Origin of the sequence: Burkholderia sp. RF4-BP95, from assembly GCF_001521985.1 — a bacterium.
GTDB classification, from domain to species: Bacteria; Pseudomonadota; Gammaproteobacteria; order Burkholderiales; family Burkholderiaceae; genus Burkholderia; species Burkholderia diffusa.
In genome coordinates this window covers 67,377-86,603 of sequence record NZ_LOSX01000085.1, presented here as the reverse complement: position 1 = coordinate 86,603, position 19,227 = coordinate 67,377, and the positions used below count along the sequence as shown (strand labels likewise).

General features: G+C 61.4%; 17 protein-coding genes and 3 pseudogenes. 4 read left to right on the top strand and 16 right to left on the bottom strand.

What is annotated here, in order from left to right; translation table 11 throughout:
* Window positions 1-246: 246 nt before the first annotated feature.
* Both WS46_RS28375 and WS46_RS34665 read left to right on the top strand, forming a co-directional pair.
* Window positions 247-1,347, top strand: coding sequence for an AraC family transcriptional regulator (locus WS46_RS28375; RefSeq protein WP_059692465.1), 1,101 nt, complete (start codon window positions 247-249; stop codon window positions 1,345-1,347).
* 620 nt (window positions 1,348-1,967) lie between these two features.
* On the top strand, window positions 1,968-2,228 hold the full coding sequence (locus tag WS46_RS34665; protein ID WP_179949194.1) for a CRISPR-associated endonuclease Cas2: 261 nt from the start codon (window positions 1,968-1,970) through the stop codon (window positions 2,226-2,228).
* Window positions 2,229-2,897: 669 nt separating this feature from the next.
* Here WS46_RS34665 and WS46_RS28370 read toward each other — a convergent pair.
* The 10 genes from WS46_RS28370 to WS46_RS28325 all read right to left on the bottom strand — a co-directional run bounded on the left by WS46_RS28370 (window position 2,898) and on the right by WS46_RS28325 (window position 13,654).
* Entirely contained in the window at window positions 2,898-4,403 is a 1,506-nt protein-coding gene (locus WS46_RS28370; protein WP_059692464.1) for a HAMP domain-containing sensor histidine kinase, read from the bottom strand.
* Window positions 4,403-5,122, bottom strand: coding sequence for a response regulator transcription factor (locus tag WS46_RS28365; RefSeq protein WP_059525868.1), 720 nt, complete (start codon window positions 5,120-5,122; stop codon window positions 4,403-4,405). The genes WS46_RS28370 and WS46_RS28365 overlap by 1 nt, the downstream gene beginning before the upstream one ends.
* 298 nt (window positions 5,123-5,420) lie before the next feature.
* Complete coding sequence (gene hutC, locus WS46_RS28360; protein ID WP_059692463.1) at window positions 5,421-6,116, bottom strand: histidine utilization repressor; 696 nt, start codon at window positions 6,114-6,116, stop codon at window positions 5,421-5,423.
* 209 nt (window positions 6,117-6,325) lie between these two features.
* A complete protein-coding gene (locus WS46_RS28355; protein WP_059692462.1) occupies window positions 6,326-7,468 on the bottom strand; it encodes a porin in 1,143 nt (380 codons plus the stop codon).
* Window positions 7,469-7,657: 189 nt separating this feature from the next.
* Complete coding sequence (locus WS46_RS28350; RefSeq protein WP_059692461.1) at window positions 7,658-8,446, bottom strand: 2OG-Fe(II) oxygenase; 789 nt, start codon at window positions 8,444-8,446, stop codon at window positions 7,658-7,660.
* A gap of 416 nt (window positions 8,447-8,862) precedes the next feature.
* Window positions 8,863-10,353: a histidine ammonia-lyase gene (gene hutH / locus WS46_RS28345; protein WP_257130063.1), complete on the bottom strand. Its 1,491-nt coding sequence runs from the start codon at window positions 10,351-10,353 to the stop codon at window positions 8,863-8,865.
* Between the two features lie 82 nt (window positions 10,354-10,435).
* Window positions 10,436-11,239 carry an ABC transporter ATP-binding protein gene (locus tag WS46_RS28340; RefSeq protein ID WP_059692459.1) on the bottom strand — a complete coding sequence of 268 codons (804 nt, stop codon included), beginning with the start codon at window positions 11,237-11,239 and terminating at the stop codon, window positions 10,436-10,438.
* 12 nt (window positions 11,240-11,251) lie between these two features.
* Complete coding sequence (locus tag WS46_RS28335) at window positions 11,252-11,956, bottom strand: ABC transporter permease (RefSeq protein WP_059692458.1); 705 nt, start codon at window positions 11,954-11,956, stop codon at window positions 11,252-11,254.
* A gap of 10 nt (window positions 11,957-11,966) precedes the next feature.
* Window positions 11,967-12,683: an ABC transporter permease gene (locus tag WS46_RS28330; RefSeq protein ID WP_373558371.1), complete on the bottom strand. Its 717-nt coding sequence runs from the start codon at window positions 12,681-12,683 to the stop codon at window positions 11,967-11,969.
* A 113-nt stretch (window positions 12,684-12,796) separates the two neighbouring features.
* Entirely contained in the window at window positions 12,797-13,654 is an 858-nt protein-coding gene (locus WS46_RS28325; protein ID WP_082725414.1) for a transporter substrate-binding domain-containing protein, read from the bottom strand.
* A 200-nt stretch (window positions 13,655-13,854) separates the two neighbouring features.
* Here WS46_RS28325 and WS46_RS28320 point away from each other — a divergent pair, with 200 nt between their 5' ends.
* Window positions 13,855-14,763, top strand: a complete 909-nt coding sequence (locus tag WS46_RS28320; protein WP_059692457.1) for a LysR substrate-binding domain-containing protein — start codon at window positions 13,855-13,857, stop codon at window positions 14,761-14,763.
* A gap of 17 nt (window positions 14,764-14,780) precedes the next feature.
* Here WS46_RS28320 and WS46_RS35685 read toward each other — a convergent pair whose 3' ends face one another.
* The 4 genes and pseudogenes from WS46_RS35685 to WS46_RS28305 form a co-directional block, all read right to left on the bottom strand.
* Window positions 14,781-14,963, bottom strand: a complete 183-nt coding sequence (locus tag WS46_RS35685; protein WP_179949193.1) for a hypothetical protein — start codon at window positions 14,961-14,963, stop codon at window positions 14,781-14,783.
* Between the two features lie 63 nt (window positions 14,964-15,026).
* Window positions 15,027-15,302 (bottom strand): annotated as a pseudogene (locus tag WS46_RS28315) (patatin-like phospholipase family protein); the annotation flags it as partial.
* Window positions 15,299-15,454 (bottom strand): annotated as a pseudogene (locus WS46_RS36950) (ATP-binding cassette domain-containing protein); the annotation flags it as partial. The pseudogenes WS46_RS28315 and WS46_RS36950, both read right to left, overlap by 4 nt.
* A gap of 2 nt (window positions 15,455-15,456) precedes the next feature.
* Window positions 15,457-15,795, bottom strand: a pseudogene (locus WS46_RS28305) (ABC transporter permease); the annotation flags it as partial.
* A gap of 444 nt (window positions 15,796-16,239) precedes the next feature.
* Here WS46_RS28305 and WS46_RS28300 point away from each other — a divergent pair.
* A complete protein-coding gene (locus WS46_RS28300) occupies window positions 16,240-17,004 on the top strand; it encodes a hypothetical protein (RefSeq protein ID WP_059692454.1) in 765 nt (254 codons plus the stop codon).
* 228 nt (window positions 17,005-17,232) lie between these two features.
* Here the strand turns inward: WS46_RS28300 and WS46_RS28295 are convergent, their stop codons facing one another.
* Both WS46_RS28295 and WS46_RS28290 read right to left on the bottom strand, forming a co-directional pair.
* Window positions 17,233-18,291, bottom strand: a complete 1,059-nt coding sequence (locus WS46_RS28295) for a hypothetical protein (protein ID WP_059692453.1) — start codon at window positions 18,289-18,291, stop codon at window positions 17,233-17,235.
* A 15-nt stretch (window positions 18,292-18,306) separates the two neighbouring features.
* Window positions 18,307-19,218 (bottom strand): flagellar biosynthesis protein FlgL, encoded by a 912-nt coding sequence (locus WS46_RS28290; protein ID WP_059692452.1) that lies wholly within the window; start codon window positions 19,216-19,218, stop codon window positions 18,307-18,309.
* Window positions 19,219-19,227: the final 9 nt, after the last annotated feature.

Genomic DNA, 19,227 nt, shown 5'->3' with positions numbered 1-19,227 from the left:
TCGCCTGACCGGCGACTATCGCCCGCCAAAGGTGCTTTGAAAATGATCCGGGCGGTCGAAAAGATGATCGAAACGGACACGCGAGCGCGCGGCGCGCCGCCAGCCGCGGCTCGCGCTCGCGCGTCGGTTTGCCGTTGCCGGGCCGTGCCAGCCCGTGCGCATCAGGGTGAACCCTATGGCGCGCCCGCGCGTTCCGGCGCAAAATCGCGAACCCGGAACGATATCGAATCGGACGAAGAACCAGTCATGCCGCGCAGTGCGCCCTTGACCCCGACGGCCGCCGGCGCCGCCCCGCTGCCGGACGCCCCGCTCGCTCACGCGTTGCGCGAGAAGCGCTTCTCGCCGGCCAAGCTGGCCGTGCTCGTCGGCGTCGCCCAGGAACTCGGCCTCGACCCGGCCGCCGTGCTCGACGGCACCGGCCTGTCGCCGGACGCCGTCACCGACCCGTTCACGCTCACGTCGCAGCTGCAGTTCCTGACCGCCGCGCGCAACGCGATCGGCCGCCATGACGGCACCGATCTCGGCGTGCGCGTCGGCCACCGGCTGCATGCGTCGAGCTACGGAATGTACGGCTACGCGATGCTGTGTTCGGAATCGCTCGCACATGTGTTCGATTCGGCAGTCAAATATCACCAGCTCGCGAACGGGATGCTCGCGATCCGCTGGGTCGAACAGGGCGACACCGCGTCGTGGCTGTTCCCGGATCCGCACGAAGCCGCGCTGCCCGAGCCGGACCCGGCCCTCTACCGCTTCCTGATCGACATGCAATTCGCGCTGCACGTGACGATCATCAAGGACGTGATGGGCGCGTGGTGCGTGCCGGCCCGCGCGCAGTTCGCGCAACCGCGACCGCCGCATGCGGCGCTGCTGTCCGATGCGCTCGAATGCCCGATCGCGTTCGATCAGCCGCACCATGTGTTGAGCTACCCGGCCGCGTGGCTCACGCGCGCGCCGCAGCTAGCGAATCCGATCACGGCCGCGCAGGTGTCGTCGCACTGCGCGCGCCTGCTCGACGAATTGCGCAGCCAGGCCGGTGTCACGCGGCGCGTTTACCAGGAACTCACGCGCACGCCCGGACAATTCCCGGACATCGACGCGATCGCCGACATCCTGTGCATGACGTCGCGCACGCTGCGCCGCAAGCTCGACGCCGAAGGCACGTCGTACAGCGAGTTGCTGACGAGCGTGCGCAAGGCGCTCGCGATCGACTACCTGAGCACCACCACGCTCAGCACCGAAGACATCGCGCTGACGCTCGGCTTCAGCGACGCGGTGGGATTCCGCCACGCGTTCAAGCGCTGGACCGGCACGACGCCGAGCGAGGTGCGGCGCAAGCGCGGCGGGTAACGATGAGCACCGTCGGTGCGACAGCTTATCGAGAAAGCGATCGGATACGCAAAGACAAATTCCAATCAAACATTCTCATTCCCATTCCTAAATAACAACCTCATTCGCGCGCGTCTCTCGATGCTGACCCAGTAGTCCAGCCAATATCTCTTCGGCAGAATAACGCTGTAATACCGCTTCCGGACGGGGAGAAAAACTATCCCGAGGCCATCTCCAACTGAGGCAACGCGACATCACAACACACCGGGTCGGTCAGGCTTCCATCGCCACCGAACTCCTTTCGCCCGGCTATCCATCCATGCCCGCACCGACTCCCCATACCGACAATAGAACCAATTTCGCGCAAATATCACCCACCGCCATTAATGAGATAAACAATAAATGGCTCGCGATACAATCGATAATTCCACGATCTCATTCCCTCAAGAACGACAGCGGGCATCGACGATTTTCCAGGTCAGTCGATAGAATCACAACAACCTTGGGAGCCCCATCCTTCCAAGCTATTGAATCGAATTTCGGAGAATCCCTGTGAACCTCTCCGATCCGGAGGCCACAATCATGCGAAATTATTTTCAAGTAATGTGGCCATTTCTTGACCAGCATCATGAGAATACATCTTGGCACTTTACTTTTTGAGTTACGACGTTCGCAAAGCGAATAACTATGAAGAGCTTTACAGCGAACTGGAAAAATTCAAGGCGGTTAACGTCCTTGAGTCGGTATGGTCCTTCGAAAGAAACCACACAACGGCGGCGGAATTGCGTGAGCACTTCAAGCGCTTCGTTAAACCCAATGATGGCATGCTGGTGATCAAGGCCACCGAATGGGCCAGCCAGAGCCTCGATGGTAAACCACCTACACCTGCCAGCTGGGCATAACCAACGTTATCAGTGGAGGGGGCAAGGCAACTGTATTGCCGTTACGCCCCCGCCCAAGCACCGATCCATGATCATTCCGACACACACCATCGAAATTTGGATTTCTCGTCCGGCCCTCTCCTCACCGGAAATCCTTATGGAATAAATAAAGATCACTTTCAACTTCCTCGACAACAGCACTGCTACATCCGCCCCCCCACAAACCGGTCGGATAGACTGGAATTTCACACAGAATTCACATCCATCTTCGGCGATGCCGTTTTCATTGAGAGCCCTCGAAGCATTCCTGATTCACTCTTGTGGATTTCAAATTTTCAGCAGTGGATTTACTGACCTCGCTCCCAATGCTGATGTACAAAAATACCGCACGAAACTGCTTGACCGTCATGCCACGCTGTTGTCCGCCGACCTCGATCTTGATAAATTTTTAGAAGCAGTCGAGTTGACCCCGTCACCGTATCATTTTCGATTCACAACATGGATTCGAGATCAAGGCACTCGTACGTCCAGCGTTCGGCGTCCTGGCGCCCCGGACAAATTAACTCGAATGAATACAACATTTCAGCGAGCCTCTTTCAGGTAATCGATGCCTCGCACTCTCCGCGAGAATTGCGTGCGGCAAAAGCCAATTCACATCTTCAAGTCCTTCACAGCGCCTCCGCCGCCGCATCAGCGCGCGTTGTTCGACGATGAGCCATCGGCGGTCGACGCCACCGCCAGCGCAAACTCGAACACCGCGCCGCGCCCGTCCCGGTCGACGAGCCGGATCCCGCTGCCGTTGAGCGCCAGCATCCGGTGCACGATCAGCAGCCCGAGCCCGCCGCGCGTCGCCGCACCGCCGCTCATCGGCCGCTGCGGCCGCTGAAACAGCCCTTCGCGCCGCGCCGGCGGAATCCCTTCGCCGGTATCCGACACGGTCACCACGACGCGGTCGTCCTGCGGCGTCAGCGCCACTTCGACTTCGCCATGCTGCGGCGTGTGCCGCAATGCGTTGTCGAGCAGGTTGGTCAGCACGCGCTCAATCATCCCGAGATCGGCCGACACGACCGGCACGCGCGGCGGGATGCGCGCATGCAGCGTGACGCCGCGCGACTGCGCGGCAAGTTCGAATTTCTCGAATACATCCTGCACGAGATCGACGAGCGAGAACGGCTCGCGCTCGGCCTGCACGCCGCCCGATTCGAGCCGCGCGAGTTCGAACAGCGCCTGCGCGAGCCGGCCGACCTTCGTGCTCTGCGCGAGCGCGATCGACAGGTAGCGGCGGCGCTCGGACTCCGCGAGCGCGTCGGACTTCAGCGACAGCGTTTCCAGATAGCCGTGCAGCGACGTCAGCGGCGTGCGCAGGTCGTGCGAAATATTCGTGATCAGTTCGCGCCGCTGCTGGTCCTGACGCGTCAGCGCGCGCCACTGGTCGCCGATCCGGTCGGCCATCTGCGCGAATGCGGATTCGAGCACCGCGATGTCGTCGCCGCGTCGCCCGGGCGGCGAGCGCGGCACCGGCGGCTGCGTGTCAGGTGCGGCGTTCGCGTCGAAGCGGCGCATCGCATCGGTCAGCCGGCGCAGCGGGCGCGTGATGAAACTGAACGCCGTCAGGCCGGCGAGCAGGCCGAGCAGCGCGACGACCGCCATCGACCACAGCGTCGTGCGCAGCACGTTGCCGGCGTCGACGCGCGCGGCCAGCCGGTCGTGCGCTTCGCCGAGCAGCACCACGTAGATGTAGCCGGACGGCGGCTGTCCCGCGCGCTGCAACGGCGCGGCGCTGAACACCTTGCGCGCGTCGGGGCTGCGCGGATCGTCGCCGAGGATCGGCAGCGGGTCGCCCGCGATGAAGCGCTGCACGGGCGCAAGATCGACACGGTCGCGCTTCACGTGGCCCGGCGGCGCATCGTCGCCCTGGATGCGCCCCGCATTGTCGAGCAGGTACACCTCGACACTCGGATTCACGCCCATCAGTTGGCCGAACAACGTGCGCACGGCGTCCGGACGCAGCCCGTTCGCGTCCATCAGCGGCGTGCTGCTCGCGATATGCGCGGCGAGATCGCGCGACAGGCCCTGCACGACTTCCTTCTCCCGCATGTCGTTCGCGCGGATCTGCAGCCACGCCGACGCGCCCGAGCACGCGAGCAGCAGGATCGAGAACACGAGCGACAGCCTCTGGGTGAGGGTCAGCTTCATCACGCGTCCCGCTGATCCGGCGCGGCGAGCTTGTAGCCGCGTCCCCATACGGTGAGGATGCGCACGGGTTCGGCCGGATCGGCCTCGATCTTCGCGCGCAACCGGTTGATGTGGGTGTTCACCGTGTGTTCGTAGCCTTCATGCTGGTAGCCCCACACGGCATTGAGCAGGTCCATCCGCGAGAACACCTTGCCCGGATGCCGCGCGAAGAAATACAGCAGGTCGAACTCGCGCGGCGTGAGGTCGATGCGCGCGCCGTCGACGGCTGCTTCGCGCGCGATCGGGTCGATCGACAGCCCGGCCACGTCGAGCGTGCCCGCGTCGATCCGCGAATCGCGCGCGAGCGCGTCGACGCGCCGCAGCAGCGCCTTGACCCGCGCGACGAGTTCGAGCACCGAGAACGGCTTCGCGAGGTAGTCGTCGGCGCCGAGCTCGAGGCCGAGAATCCGGTGCACCTCGCTCGAGCGGGCGCTCGTGATGATGATCGGCGTGTAGCGCGCCATCGCGCGCGCGCGCCGGCAGATTTCCAGGCCGTCGACGCCGGGCAGCATCAGGTCGAGGATCAGCGCATCCCAGTTGCCCTGTTCGAGCAGGCGCAGCCCTTCCGTGCCGTCCGCGCTGTGGACCACTTCGTAGCGCTCGTCGCGCAGGTGGAGGCTCAGCACGTCGGCGATGTCGGCATCGTCCTCGACGATCAGGATGCGTTTGGGGTGGTCCATGGCGGTCGGCGGCGGCACGGTGGCGGTCCCGGAAATCGGTTGGCGGTTCTGGTCTGCCCCGGGCCGGAACACCCGCGGCCGGGGGCGAAACGCGGCAGCAATGCCGCCGCTTGCCGCCATTGTGCAAAATTTTGCGGCGGGAAGGGGTCACAAATCGTTTAAGTCTGGATCGCGCTTGTCCAATGAGCCGACGCCCGCATGCTTTCAGATCCGGCCCTTAAAACAGAATTCATGTCGACCGGCCCGAACGCGAGATAGACGCTCCGAGGGATAGCGGCAGCCGCGCATTTTCGAGGATTCAGAAGGCCCCGGTAAAGCGATAGCGGCTGCCCGGGTGCCACAGATTCACCACCGAGGCGACCACGCCCCTTGACCACGTGCGCCGATGCAGCACAAGGCACGGCTCGACGTCGTCCATCCGAAGTCGCTGGCGGTGCTCGGGCGCGGGTAACGCCGCTTCGATCCGGTACTCCACCCGCTGCAACGGAGCAACGCGCATCAGGTACTGGTTCGGCGTCGTGGTCGCGAAACTCTGCTCGGCGTATTCCGGCGCAACCGCGGGATTCACCCAACGTTCTTCGAACTGCACCGGCTGATCGTTCTCGAAGTGCAGCAACTGCGAACGCCACAGCCTTGCCCGCGCCGCGACCTGCATCTCCTCTGCAAGCGCCTCGTCTGCCGTCACGAGCTCGACGCCAAGCACCTTGGCGCGATAGGCCTGCCCACGGGCCGAGATTTCCTCGGAAATGCCGCGGATCGCCACCACGGTCGAATCGTACTTCGGCCGCGCGACGAAGGAGCCCGCGCCTCGCACACGCGTGATCACCCGCTCGGCCTTCAACTCGCGCAGCGCCCGGTTGACCGTCAGGCGACCGACCTTGAACGCGCCCGCCAGCTCGTATTCGGTCGGCACCTGATCGCCCTCCGCCCATTCGCCCGAGTGAATGCACGCGAGGACGAAATCCTTGATCACCTGATAGGCCGGTGCGTGCATTGCGTCAGTGCTCCCTCACAAACAACCTGGTTGCGGACGGCGCGAGCACCGAATCCTGGCCCGCTCCGACCACCGACACCCGCGCGCCGGCCTTCCTCGCCATCGAAGCGCTCGATTTCGTTCAGTCGATTTAGATACGCATTCCTTATTTTTAACATCGCAATCCGGACTCCGTGTGACTCACGAACCTCAGGTCACGATCTCCGCGCCTAGAACGTATGACGGAGAGCTGCGCGAGCAATGAATTGCCGATTGTTCGACGATGCACCGCTTGCACCCGTGATGAACGCGTTGTCGAGGAACGTTCCCGTCTCGCCCCCCGCCACTTGCTGGAACTGCCCCTGCAAATAGACATCGGTACGCTTCGACAGGGCGTAGTCGAACATCAGGCCGGCCTGATGCCACTTCGGGCGAACCGTGCCGCTGCTCGCCGAGTATTTTCCAAGCGCGTACGTATACATCGCCTGCACGAAAAACGCCGGCGTAAAATCGTATTTCGCATTGAATTCGAAATTATCGAATCGAAGTGAGCTGGCCCCTGTCCCGCCGAAGGTTCCACCAACGTATGCGTTACCGGTCGGATTCTCGAGCAAGGTATCGCTATAGACGAATCCGAGCGTAGCCGAACCAATCGCATACGAGAGACCTGCACCATAGATGCGCTGATGCCCCGCATAGAAACTGGCGTCGTTCGCGGCAACGGCACCCAAAGCATTGCCGCCGACATGATTGATGTCCATATAGGCCGCACCGATCGAGAACGGGCCGTGGCTGTATGCCGCCCCGAAGCTGTACAGGCGGTTATCGGAGAATGCGCCCGCGCTGTTGCTGAACCCGTACATCCCGCCGAACGTGACGCCGCCGAGGCCAGGGCTCGAATACTTGATCGCATTGTTCACGCGGAAAGAATTGTCCGTGTTGTCGTTGTCGTACGGATGCGAGAAAAGGTATCCCGAGTACCAGCCGTTCGCGGTCAACGGCGCGAGATAATCGACCACCGAGTCATACTGCCGACCGAACGTCAGGGTTCCCAGCTTGTCGCTTTGCACGCCGACAAAGGCTTGACGGCCGAACATCCGGCCGCCTTGCATCAGTTGGCCAGAATTGACGTCAAACCCATTCTCGAGCGTGAAAATTGCTGCGAGTCCCCCACCCAAATCCTCCTGCCCCTTGAGCCCCCACCGGCTACCTGACGCGTATCCGCTCTGCATTTCGTAGCTGTGCTTGCCTCCGGTGTTGGTCGTGTAGTTGATACCTTCATCGATAATCCCGTACAAAGTCACGGAATTCTCGGCATGCACCAGTGACGAGACAAGAACCAGCCCGCCAGCCACGACACGCATTTTCTTCATCAGGGTCTCCCTTCTCCGTACCGATTGAGTGTTGTCGACTTCTTCACCTTTGCAAACGCGATCTCCGCCACGCGCGAACCGCCGTCGCGGCACTGCCTTCAGACATGTGCTTATGCGGGAATCCATGACCGCCGACGGCAGTGCCTCGCGACGCTGCCGCCCGGCATTCAGGCTTCACCCCGCACGATCTCAATGCGCACGGCCGTAAAACCCCATGCGCTCTTCCCCATGGAACGTGACCCCCGGTTTCTCGTAATATGAAAACACCGTCACCATTCGGTCCCGCTCGCCCTGAACGGGTGTGACGCGATGCGCGGTGTTCTTGCCTCGGAACACATTCAACGTCCCCGCTTTCAGTCGCATGCTCTGCACGCGCGGATCCCGTCCTTCCAGCAACGCCGCCACCCCGTCATAGTTCGGATCGGAGTCGGATCGCAGATCTGTCCGATACTCGAATTCGCCCCCTTGCAGCGGTTCTTGCAGCAGGAGCGTCGTCGTGAATTCCGATCGATCGAAATGCCAGTTCAGGGCTTCGCCTTCGCGGTATGCCATCACGTTGATTTTCGCGAGCGGATCGTCCATCAGGTACAGCTTTTCTTTTCGCATCGTCGCGGCAAGAAATCTCACCAACGGCTCGTACGCGTAAATGCTCGCAATGACGCTGTCCGGAATCTGGTCGGCACATACCGTGTGATTGACCGTCTCGACCTTGCGCAGCGCCGGATGGCCAGGCGCCAGCTCCGGGATTTCGGGCAGGAAATAGATGTTGTGCACCCGCTTGTGCGTATGCGAGTGCTCGTCCATGACCGGCGAGATCTCGGCGACCGCCCGGGACACAACCTCGGGCCGGACGAAATCCTCCAGATTGAACATGCCGTCGCGCCCAAGGTCTGCGGCTGCCTTCTCGACAAGCGCATTCCATTCGCTGCTACCCTCACGGTCCAGCGGATACCGATCCAGATCAAGAATGTCTTTCATGATTTACCAATGGGATGTTTTCAATAGATATATGGCGCCCAACGAAAAATCTGTCGCTTCTGCGGACGGTCGGGAACCGCACAAGAGACGTACCACACATGTCATCCGATCCGTATTTGAATTCGCGCATATACTTCGCATAACGAATCGCATTGAAGAGATGGTATTTACAAAAAAACAACCCATCAACGGGACAATTTCTTCTTCCTCATTCAGAAAAACTTGTCGGGCGTCCCGCAGGTCATCTCTTCGACACCGACGCCCTGTCGTCGTTTTCTGCGGCAATGCATGGAACGGCAGAGCCGTCTCCTGAACCAGTTGCATCCGCTTGTCGGCCGGATCTCCCCGTTCGCATCAACCCAGTCCGCTTGCCTATGGAGGACCATCACGGTGCGGGCAATGAATCGACGCGCGCGCTATAAGCAATAGGCGATCTCCCGCTCGATACGGGCAAGCGTTGCCGGTTCGCGCAGCAGCGCAAGCGCTTTCGCGATATCGGGCGCCACGACCCGATCCTCGGTATAGGGCGGTATTTCCTCGCGCAGGATCTGGAGCGCGCTGCGACAACCCGAGCCGATGTCGGCGAACTTGATGAAAGACAGCGCCTGGGCGGCAACGAGGTATTCGATCGCAAGAACGGTTTCGGCGTTGTCGAGCACCTTCGACACCCTGAGAGCAGCTGGCGTGGACAAGCTCAGGTGATCCTCCTGCAAGCCCGACGTCACATAGTTGTCGACCACTCTCGGACTGGCGAGGGTCTTGTTCTCGGCGACCAGTGACGCAGCAACGTACTGGACGATCATCAGACCGGAATTCACGCCGCTTTCCCGCAGCAGGAACGGCGGCAGGCCGCTCGTCATCGGGTTGACGAGCCGGTCGACGCGCCGCTCGGACACGCCCGCCAGTTCAGCCAGTGCAATCGCCAGGATATCGGCCGCCATGGCCATGTTCTGACCATGCGGGTTGGCCTGCGAAATGACGCGGTATTCGTCGCTGTTGCCGAAGACTTGCGGATTGTCCGTCGCCGATGCGAGCTCGAGATCGACCTGTTTCTCGACGTGCGAAAACTGGTCGCGGCTGGCGCCATGTATTTGCGGAATCGACCGGATGCTGAGCGCATCCTGCGTTCGTATGCCTCGACTCGCCAGCAGGTTGGTGCTGTTCTCCAGCAAACGACGCAAATTCCTTCCGACTCTCTGCGCACCAGGATGCGGCTTCGCCGCGAGCGCTTCCGGGGAAAAGGCGTCCAGTTGCCCGCGCAACGCCTCGAAGCTCATCGCCGCGACGATATCGGCCCATTTCATCAGGCGCTCGGTCCTCTGCAACGCCACGGACAGCATGCCAGTGGAGCACGGCGTCCCGTTGATCAACGAAAGACCGTCTTTCGCGGCAAGCGATAGCGGCCGCAGGACCCGGCGCTTCAGTGCAGCGATGCCGGACAATCTTTGATTGTCCACCCAGGCTTCCCCCAGGCCGATCATCGGCAGCGCGGCATGGGCCATATGGGTGAGGTAGCCGACCGATCCTTCAGATGGCACAACGGGCGTGATGTCGAGATTGAGAAAGTCCAGCAATCGTTCAACGACGTCAGGTGAAACGCCGGAGCGGCCGTGAGCGAAGTTCTGGATCTGCGCCGCAAGAATCGCGCGCACGCCATCGGCGGACAGCGGTGCGCCGACACCGCACGCGTGGCTTTTCAGCGCATTCGTCGATAATTCGGTGAGCTTTCCCGGCGACAGCACCGTGTCGCACAAGGCACCCAGGCCCGTCGTGATGCCGTAGGCGCGCTCCTGACGCTCGACGATCCGGTCAACGATCTCGCGCGCGCCGCGTATTCTGTCCCACGTTTCCCGCCCGAGCGCCAGCCGTGCGCCATTGGCGATCTCGGCAACCGCCCTCCAGGTCATCGGCGTATCGTCAATTGTTATGTTATGCATATTAAATTTGATAAGCACGGGATGAATGTCGACCTGCTTCGCTTCGACGTCGCTACACCGATTCGTGGCTTGAAATGAATCGGCAGAAGCGCTCTGATTTTTTATGACGGAACAATTCGTCCGGCGCGCCTTCGCTTTCCACGACACCCTGATGCATGAACACGACCCGGCTCGACACGCTCCGGGCGAAATTCATTTCGTGTGTCACGATCAGCATCGTGCATCCTTCCTCAGCCAGCTGCCGCATCACCTTGAGCACCTCGCCGACCCGCTCCGGATCCAGAGCCGAGGTCGGTTCGTCGAACAGCATGACTCGGGGCTTCATTGCCAGTGCCCGCGCGATCGCAGCACGCTGTTGCTGCCCGCCCGACAGGTGGGCGGGATAGTGCCTGAACTTGTCTGCAATTCCGACCTTTTCAAGCAGCACCATCGCCTCGTCGATGCAGTCGGCACGCTTGCGCTTCTGGACATGCACGGGCCCCTCGATGAGGTTCTCCAGGATCGTCATGTGAGAGAACAGGTTGAAACTCTGGAATACCATCCCCAATTGCGAGCGGATGCGATCCACCTGACGGCGATTCGCCGGCTCACGACGGCCGCGGCCGTTCACGCGCAAATCGAGTTTCTCTCCGGCGACGAGCACATCGCCGTCATCCGGCGTCTCGAGCAGGTTGATGCAACGCAGCAGCGTACTCTTGCCGGATCCGCTTGATCCCAGAATCGAAATGACGTCGCCCTCGCGAGCCGCGAGCGATACGCCTCTCAATACATGGTTGTCTCCATATCGCTTATGAAGATTGGAGACTGCAACAGCGGGAACGACCTTCAGTTCTTCGGCGAGATCATTGAGTTTCATAGCATCGGCCTTTCAGTTGGCAATGGGCGACGACATGGGTCGACGATATGGCGTCAACGAGTATTCGAGTAGCGCGATCGCGCGAACGATCAGGAAATTGAGCAGCAGGTAGATGGCGGCCGCGCACAGAAAGACTTCAGTCGTGCGGTACGTATGCGCAATGATGCGTTGAGCGACACCGGTCATCTCCATGACCGTCACGAGGCTCGCAAGCGCAGTCCCCTTCACCATCAGAACGATCTCCGTCGAATAGGCCGGCAGCGCGTGGCGCAAGGCTACAGGTGCGATCACCCTGCGAAACAACAGCCAGCCCGACATGCCCATCGCACGCGCGGCTTCGAGCTGATTCGCGGGCACCGCCAACACCCCGCCACGGAAAATTTCGGTCGTGTAACCGGCCGTACACAATCCCAGCGACAGCACGGCGCATCCGAACGGCTCGCGGATGATCGGCCAGAAGACGCTGTCGCGAACGAAGTCGAACTGGCCCATTCCGTAGTAAAGCAGGAACAGTTGGATCAGCAACGGCGTGCCCCGAAACACCAAGACATACCCGCTCGAGAATTTCTCCAGATACTTGACGCCGGAGAATCGCATCCACGTCAAACCCAATGCAATCACTCCGCCGAAGGCGATCGCCAGCAGAAACAGCGCGAGCGTGACGGGCAGCGCGGCGAGCAACCGCGACAGGGTGTCCAGCAAGAAATCGAAATCCATGGCAGGGCCCTTATGCGATTCGCCGGGAACTTCTTCCCATGCGGTCTTCGAGACGATTGAATATCTTTCCGGAAAGCGCCGTCAGGACAAGGTACAGGGCTCCCCCGGCGATGAAGAACAAGAAGTACTGGTGCGTCGATCCGGCGCCGATCTGGCTGGCACGCATCAATTCGACGAGACCCGTGATCGAGATCAGCGCCGAGTCCTTCAACGTCATCTGCCATACGTTGCCCAATCCCGGCAATGAAAAGCGGAATACCTGGGGGACGACGATCCGGAACAGCAGCTTGCTGCGCGACATGCCCATCGACATCGCGGCCTCGATCTCTCCGCGTGAAACGGCCAGATACGCGCCGCGATAGACTTCGGCCTGATACGAACCGGAAATGACACCGACTGCCAGCGCCCCGGACAGAAAAGGCGGTAGTCCGAAAAAACCATCCGCGCCCAGGTACTTGCCGATTTGCGTCGCGATCGACGAGCCGCCGAAATAGATCAGGTAGATGATGAGCAACTCGGGGACGCCGCGGAACACCGTCGTGTACGCGTCTCCGAAGGCGCGCGCCAACGGGTAGCGAGAAAGCCTCGACCACGCCACGGCCGCCCCCACCACCGCGCCGACGGCAAGTGCGGCGAAAGTCACTTCGACGGTGGTCGCCGTCGCCCGGAGAAGCGTCCCGCCCCATCCGCCGGACCCCCAGCCCAATAACTCGAATACCGACAACATCAACGTCTCCTCCCGGTCAATGCGGGTTTCGGACGGTCTCCGGGGCGAGGCGAGTCGAACCGATCCGCCTTTCCCGGTACCATTTAGTCATGCAGATGATGCAGGGGAGCCGGTCATGGCGCGACATTCATCTTGAACCATTTCTCGCTTAGCCGCTTGACCGTTCCGTCTGCGAGTGCCGCCTTGATTGCGCCATCGAATTTGTTCTTCAGATCGCCGTCCGACGGTCGAAACCCGAGTGCCTCACCAGGCCCGAACGCTCGCCCCTTCATTCGCGGCCCGGCGAACTGGAGATTCTTGTTCTCGGACTTGGAGAAAGCAGACGAGAAGTACGTGGCATCGTCGAATGCCACGTCGATCCGGCCGCTATTCAAATCCAGATCGTGCTCGGCCGCAGTCTTGTATTCACGAATCGTGGCGACATCGCCGAAATTGCCGTAAATGAAGGAGGTGAAGGACGTACCGGTTTGAATGCCGATCACCTTGCCTTTCAGTGCTCGGCGCAACGGCTCGAGAAGCTGCTTGTCCGAAGCCGAGTTACCCGGCAGTTCGATCTCCGTTCCGGTGCCGGGCAGATTGCGAAGGGGGCCGTTCTTCGCTACGGCAAAGGTTGCCGGCGTATTGGCATAAGGTACGGAGAATGCGATTTCCTTTTTTCGCTCTTCGGTGATGGCGAGCCCGTCCATGATCACATCGAATTTGCCCACCTTGAGTGCCGCCATCATGCCGTCCCAGTCCTGGGCGATCAGCTTGCACTTGATCTGGGCCCGCGCGCACAGGTTGGCGGCGAGTTCGGGCTCGAATCCGTCGAGCGTCCCGTCCGGACGGGTGACATTCCACGGTTCATACGCACCCTCGAGCGCAATCGTGACCTCCTTCCAGTCCTTCGCGTGAGAAAGGTGTGGAACAAGGCTGAAGGCCATCGCCGACACCAATGCCAGGAATTTCGCCGGCCGCTTCCGTGCTTGCATCGCTTGTCTCCTGCTGTCCGATTCATCGGATCATTCGATCTGCCCGTCATTGCGCCACCCATGCAGGTTCGGCTGTGCGGGCACCAAGTGTTGAGATTGCGCAAATTTTCTCAACAAGGCGTAAGCTATCGAAACAAAAAATTGACTTCAACAGTAGAAAATGTTGGTCTTTCAAAAGAAAAACTTTTGGAGAATGTGTGATGCGTGAGTTGCCGCCACTTAATGCCGTCAAGGCCTTTGAAGTTGCCGCCAGAACCGGCAGCTTTGCGCTGGCCGCCGCCGATCTCGGCGTCTCATCAGCCGCCGTCAGCCAGCAGGTTCGCAATCTCGAGGCATACCTCGGCAAGCAACTGTTTGTGCGGAATGGCAATCGCATTTCGCTCACTGATGCGGGACGGGCGATCTTCCCACAAACGTCTCGGGCGCTCAGGGACATCGCGACAATGACCGAGCGCATTCTGGAAGGCGAGTTGCAGGCGCATCTGGTCGTTAGCGTGCCGTCTTCACTGACAGAAACCTGGCTCGTACCGAAATTGACGCAACTGTTCGAAATTTATCCGCAAATTGCAATTGATATTCGAGTAGAGGAAGACCCCGTCGATCTGTTACGCCAGAACGTTGATATACGGGTAAGTTACGGCGATTATCACTACCCGTCGATCCAGACGATTCCGCTGGTTCATGATGAAGTCATCCCGGTCTGCGCACCCGAGTTCTGGCATCGACATGGAAATGGCAACTTCAGCCTGAACGACATCCACGAAAGCCTGTTCATCCATACGAACTGGGGGCCAAATTACGCATCACACCCGACCTGGAACGACTGGTTCGCGCGAATCGACAATGAGCGCCATCTCGATCCGTCGAATGGCAGACGGGTTGGCCTCTCAAGCCTCGCCATCACGATGGCGCGGTCGGGGCTCGGAATTGCCCTGGCTCAGAAGCTGCTGGCTCAGGCTGATCTGGAAACCGGGCGGCTCATCGCGCTCTCGACGCATTCGATTCAACTCGGCCATCCATATTGCGCATTTGTGCCAAGAATGAAAGCCGAGCGCCCGGAACTTCGTCGACTAGTCAGACTGCTTTGCAATGAGGACCATCTGGATTGAATGCAAGGAGTTGCCGGTCAGACGCACCGATTCCCCATTTCCGTTAATTCACATAATTCAGGCGGGGAAATTTCTCGACTCACCTCATTATCGGTTTTATTTGATCCGGCAACGAAATGCTTCTTGAAAAAGACACCTTCGCCATCTGTCCCGCCGCTGCACGGCCACAACGCAGCGAACCGCTCCTGCATCTGGCTCACGTTCGCTCGTTGACCGAGGGCGTCTGCACATGATCGCCCCATGCCGACATTACCGCGATGCGGTTACAGAAATTCCCGGCGGATGTCGGTGCTCGACCGCTGCCCGATGTTTCCGTAGTGATGCGCGAGCCATGCAGCGGCTTCGAGGCGCCCGTGATCGTGCAGTTCGCTGGGAAACGCCCAATCCGCGTTGTACTTGTTCGATACGCACAACGCGCACATTGCGTCGTCGGCGCGAATCGAATGGATCGGCATTTCCTTCATCTCGCCGCGGTCGATCGTGCCTTGCGGGATCAGGTCGGTGACGAACGCGATCGCTCGCATCTCGCGCATCAGCGATAGTCGCTCGGATGCAGCTTGCCGTCGCGCGCGCGCTTCATCGCGAGCGTTTCCCCGGCGAGCGCGACGGAGCCGTCATCAGGCGTCTCGAGCAGGTTCAGGCAGCGCAGGAACGTGCTCTTGCCCGACCAGCTCGCGCCGAGGATGGGGACGCTCAGGATGCGACGCGCCGGGGATTGCGCGTCGCCGCGACGGACGCGCCGGACGGCTTGGGCGCGCGCAGGTGTCCGGAGAGCCGCCATTCGAGCGCGCCGAGCACGCGCACGACGATGAAGTTCAGGGCCAGATAGATGACGGCGGCGCAGACGAAGACCTCGGTCGTCCGATAGGTTTGCTGAATGATCTGCTGCGCGACACCCGTCACTTCCCACGCCGTGACGAGGCTGGCCAGCGCAGTGGACTTGACGAGCAGCACGGCTTCGGTCGAGTACGCGGGCAGGCACTGGCCGTTTAACTTCAGATCGCGCTTCTGCCGTGGCCCAATGCCCCGACGCGTTCCAATCCGGCCCCGTAAAACAGAAATTGCGCCATCCCGTGCCGACACCGGAAAGCAGAAGCGGGTCGCTCCTCACCAGCCACATAATGTCCTCGATCCGGACGCTTTTTTGCCGTCCACGATTTACAGCGCTATAGGACGCCACGCCGAGAGATTTTGCGAGTCACGGTCACCTCATCCATCGACTAAGCAATTTGTCGTTATTTTTTCAGACATTTCTCATAGTCATTGGCGGCGATCTATCGCAATATTGTTCGCATCGAACCCGCACACCGCGCCTGACATCACACCGTCCCGGTCCACACGCAACGAGCAGCAAGCTCGGCCACCGGAAGCATCTCACAAAGGTCTTCGTTCCGGTCGGACGACGGGTCGACTCATCGCCCGTCGCTGTGAATTCAGACGCTAACGTTGTCGCGACCACATGTAGCCGGAACATCGATGGATAAATATCTGATAGAAGACCGCGTTATCTTCAATTGCCATCACATGACTCTGACGCTCGCTGACCGCACGACCGAGTTGACTGCGAATGAAGCCGACTTACTGGTGATGGTGCTCAAGGGGCTCGCCACCAAGGCAGCGGTGATGCAGCAATTGTGGGGCGACAAGGGGTTGGTCGTGACGGACAGCAGTTACCATCAACTCGTCCGCGCGGTGCGCGCCCGGCTCGAGGAACATGGCATCAGCGGCACGCTGATCAAAACGCTGCCACGTCACGGTCTGCGGTTCATCGGCACCGCGCAGCCACTCGACGATGCGGTGCCGGCGACCGAGCCACCGCAGACCGCCAAGCCCCATGACAACGACGAGAAGTGCGCCGATGTAACCTCGTCGTTCGACGACCCCGCTCACCACACCGTCCCGCCTCGACATGTACCCAAACGCCAACGTGCTGCCCGGCTAATCGAGCGCGCGCTGCTCATTGGTGCCGTTGTCTGGATCGGCTGCAACACCTGGAAGATAACCCTTCTCAACAAGCATTTCTCGGGGTTGCTCAGCGCATTGAAGCAGGAAGCGCAGCACCCGGCGCCCGCAAAGGCCGCAAGTCTCGCGCTCCTGTCTTCGATCGGCGTCAAGTTGCAGCCCGGCGAGCGCCTTTATCAGATCACGCGCGGCGGCAACAAGTGGCTCACCGTCTGTCCCGGCACGATCCACACGGTCCAGGGACGCTGCAAGACGTATCTCGCGCAGGATCTGCCGTGAATCGCGTGCATCACACCGTGGCATGCCGACGCGATGATCGTAGCGCCCGCAACACTCCTCAAACGCGCGCGCAAGTCCGCTCACCTCTCGGCCCCACGTTGCGCTCGCGGCCCCCTCCATCATCCGTCCGGCTTCGCGCCATGATTCACATCCTGCGCCTGGTTCGTTCGCTTCCGACCGACTTCTCCCCCTCCATCTGACGCACGCGCATCGACGGATGCGTCGCCGTCAACGCAATGCCAGCAATGTGTGCACGCGCGTACGTTCGACGCCCGCGGTCGCCGGCGCGAGCGCCATCGCATCCTCGTAGTCGCGCACCGAACCTATCCGTGTCGCCATCTGCCCGGATACTGCCCGCGCCCAATCTGCATCGGCCACCGCGGGAATCAGCTCCAGCGTCCGTCGCGCAGCACGCAGCATCTGCTCCGCGCGCGTCGCTGCCTGCTCGACCCGTTCCTGTGTCTGCACCACCGCGCGCAACGTCGCACGCAGCGTCAGCGGATCGTCCACTCGCCACCCGGCCGGGTCGATCCGTTCAGGCACATCGGTCAGCGTCGGGCGCAGCGGTTCGCCATCCGGAAACCGGACGCCACCGCCTTTCACACGAAGTCCACTCATGACGCTCGGCCAGCGCGACTCCTCGACCGAAAAGCGGATCCGGCCATGCGGATCCTCGTCACAGGCGACACGCAGCGTCACAAGGGCAACCTTGAGCAGGTACACCATTTGACGCGCCGAAAGGTCCGGCGCGAGATAAGCCGTCGCAGGACTCGCACCGGTGCCGGCAAGGTGAAACGTGATGACTTCTCCGGCAGCCCGACGCGCATCTTGCGCGTTCAGTCCTTCCACCATGAATGCGCGCCTCGCCTTCCCTTCGCCTCCGATGTCCAGCGCATCGCTCAATCGGCCGCCGGTCGCGTCGGCCCGGCGATGCCAGGCGCTCACCGTGCGCGCCAACTGCGTGCGGGCGGCGTCCTCACTACCGCCGCCGACGAGACTGGAGCCGATTGCCTGCTTCAGCGCATTCAAATGACTGCTGAAGCCGGCCAGGTAATCGAGCACCTGTTGCATCCCGGAAGCCTGCTCGTTGATCTGCCGATGCGTCGTGATCCGGTCGCGCCGCTCGGCCGCGACGCGTATCGTGACGCGCGCGTCACTCGTCATGTCATGTGACGTCGCGTCGCGCGACCGGATTCTGCCGGAAACCGCCGCGCGCGGTGTGTCGCGCCGCACGGCGCCGGTTCCGGTGAGTGCGCTGTCCGCCGAGGAGCGAATATTGATTTCCATTGAGCCGCTTCGCCGTCAGAGCACGTTGAAGAGCGACAGCTGCGATACCTGCGCATAAACCTTCTGCGTCGCCTCCAGCGCGGTGCGATAGCTCATGTACGCGTCGTAGACCTCGATGCGGTCGATCTTGCCTGCATCCTGGGCCGCCTCCGTGGTGACGACCTGGGACGACGCATGCAGATCGTCAAGCAGCGTGAGCATGTTCTGCGCGTTACCGAGCCGGCCGATCTTCGATTCGACCGACACCGACGTCCTGTCGATCACGTCGATCGCCTGCACAAGTGCGTCGCGCAGCGTCGAATCGTTCGCATTGGCGCCCGGCGCCCGCATCCGCTCGATCGCGCGATCGAGCGCGTTGAGTGCGTCGGCCATCTCCGCGAGATCGTCGTTCAGCACCTCGGTGACGCCGTCGCCGACGATCGCCGCCTGCTTCCCGGCATTGCCGCCATATGCATAGCGGCTGCCGGCCGGCGCGACCGGATCGAAAGCGATGGGCGCTGTCGTGATCGCCGTCCCCGAAAACAGATAGTGGCCGGCGCCGTCGCGCGTATTGGATGAATGCAACAGCATGTCCCGCACCGATTCGAGCACACCCGCGATTGCCGCGAGATCGCCCGGCGCACGCGCGCCGTCCAGCGCCATCAGCAACTTCTGCTGCGCTTCGCCAAACTGCGCGACGATCTCGGAGAGCGCCTGCTCGCCGCGCTTGAGGCGGAACTCGAACGTCGTGATATTGGTGCGATACCGGGCGAGTCGATCGCCGGATTCGGCCAGCAACGCAAGGCGCACGGCGCCGATCGGATCGTCGGAGGCTCGCAGGATGCGCTGTTCTGTCGTCATCCGAATCAATGTATCGGAAAGCTGCGCGTTGGTGCGCTGCGTCACCTGCTTCATGACGTCGTGGTGGAATTGGCTGGTCACTCGCATGTCGGCGCT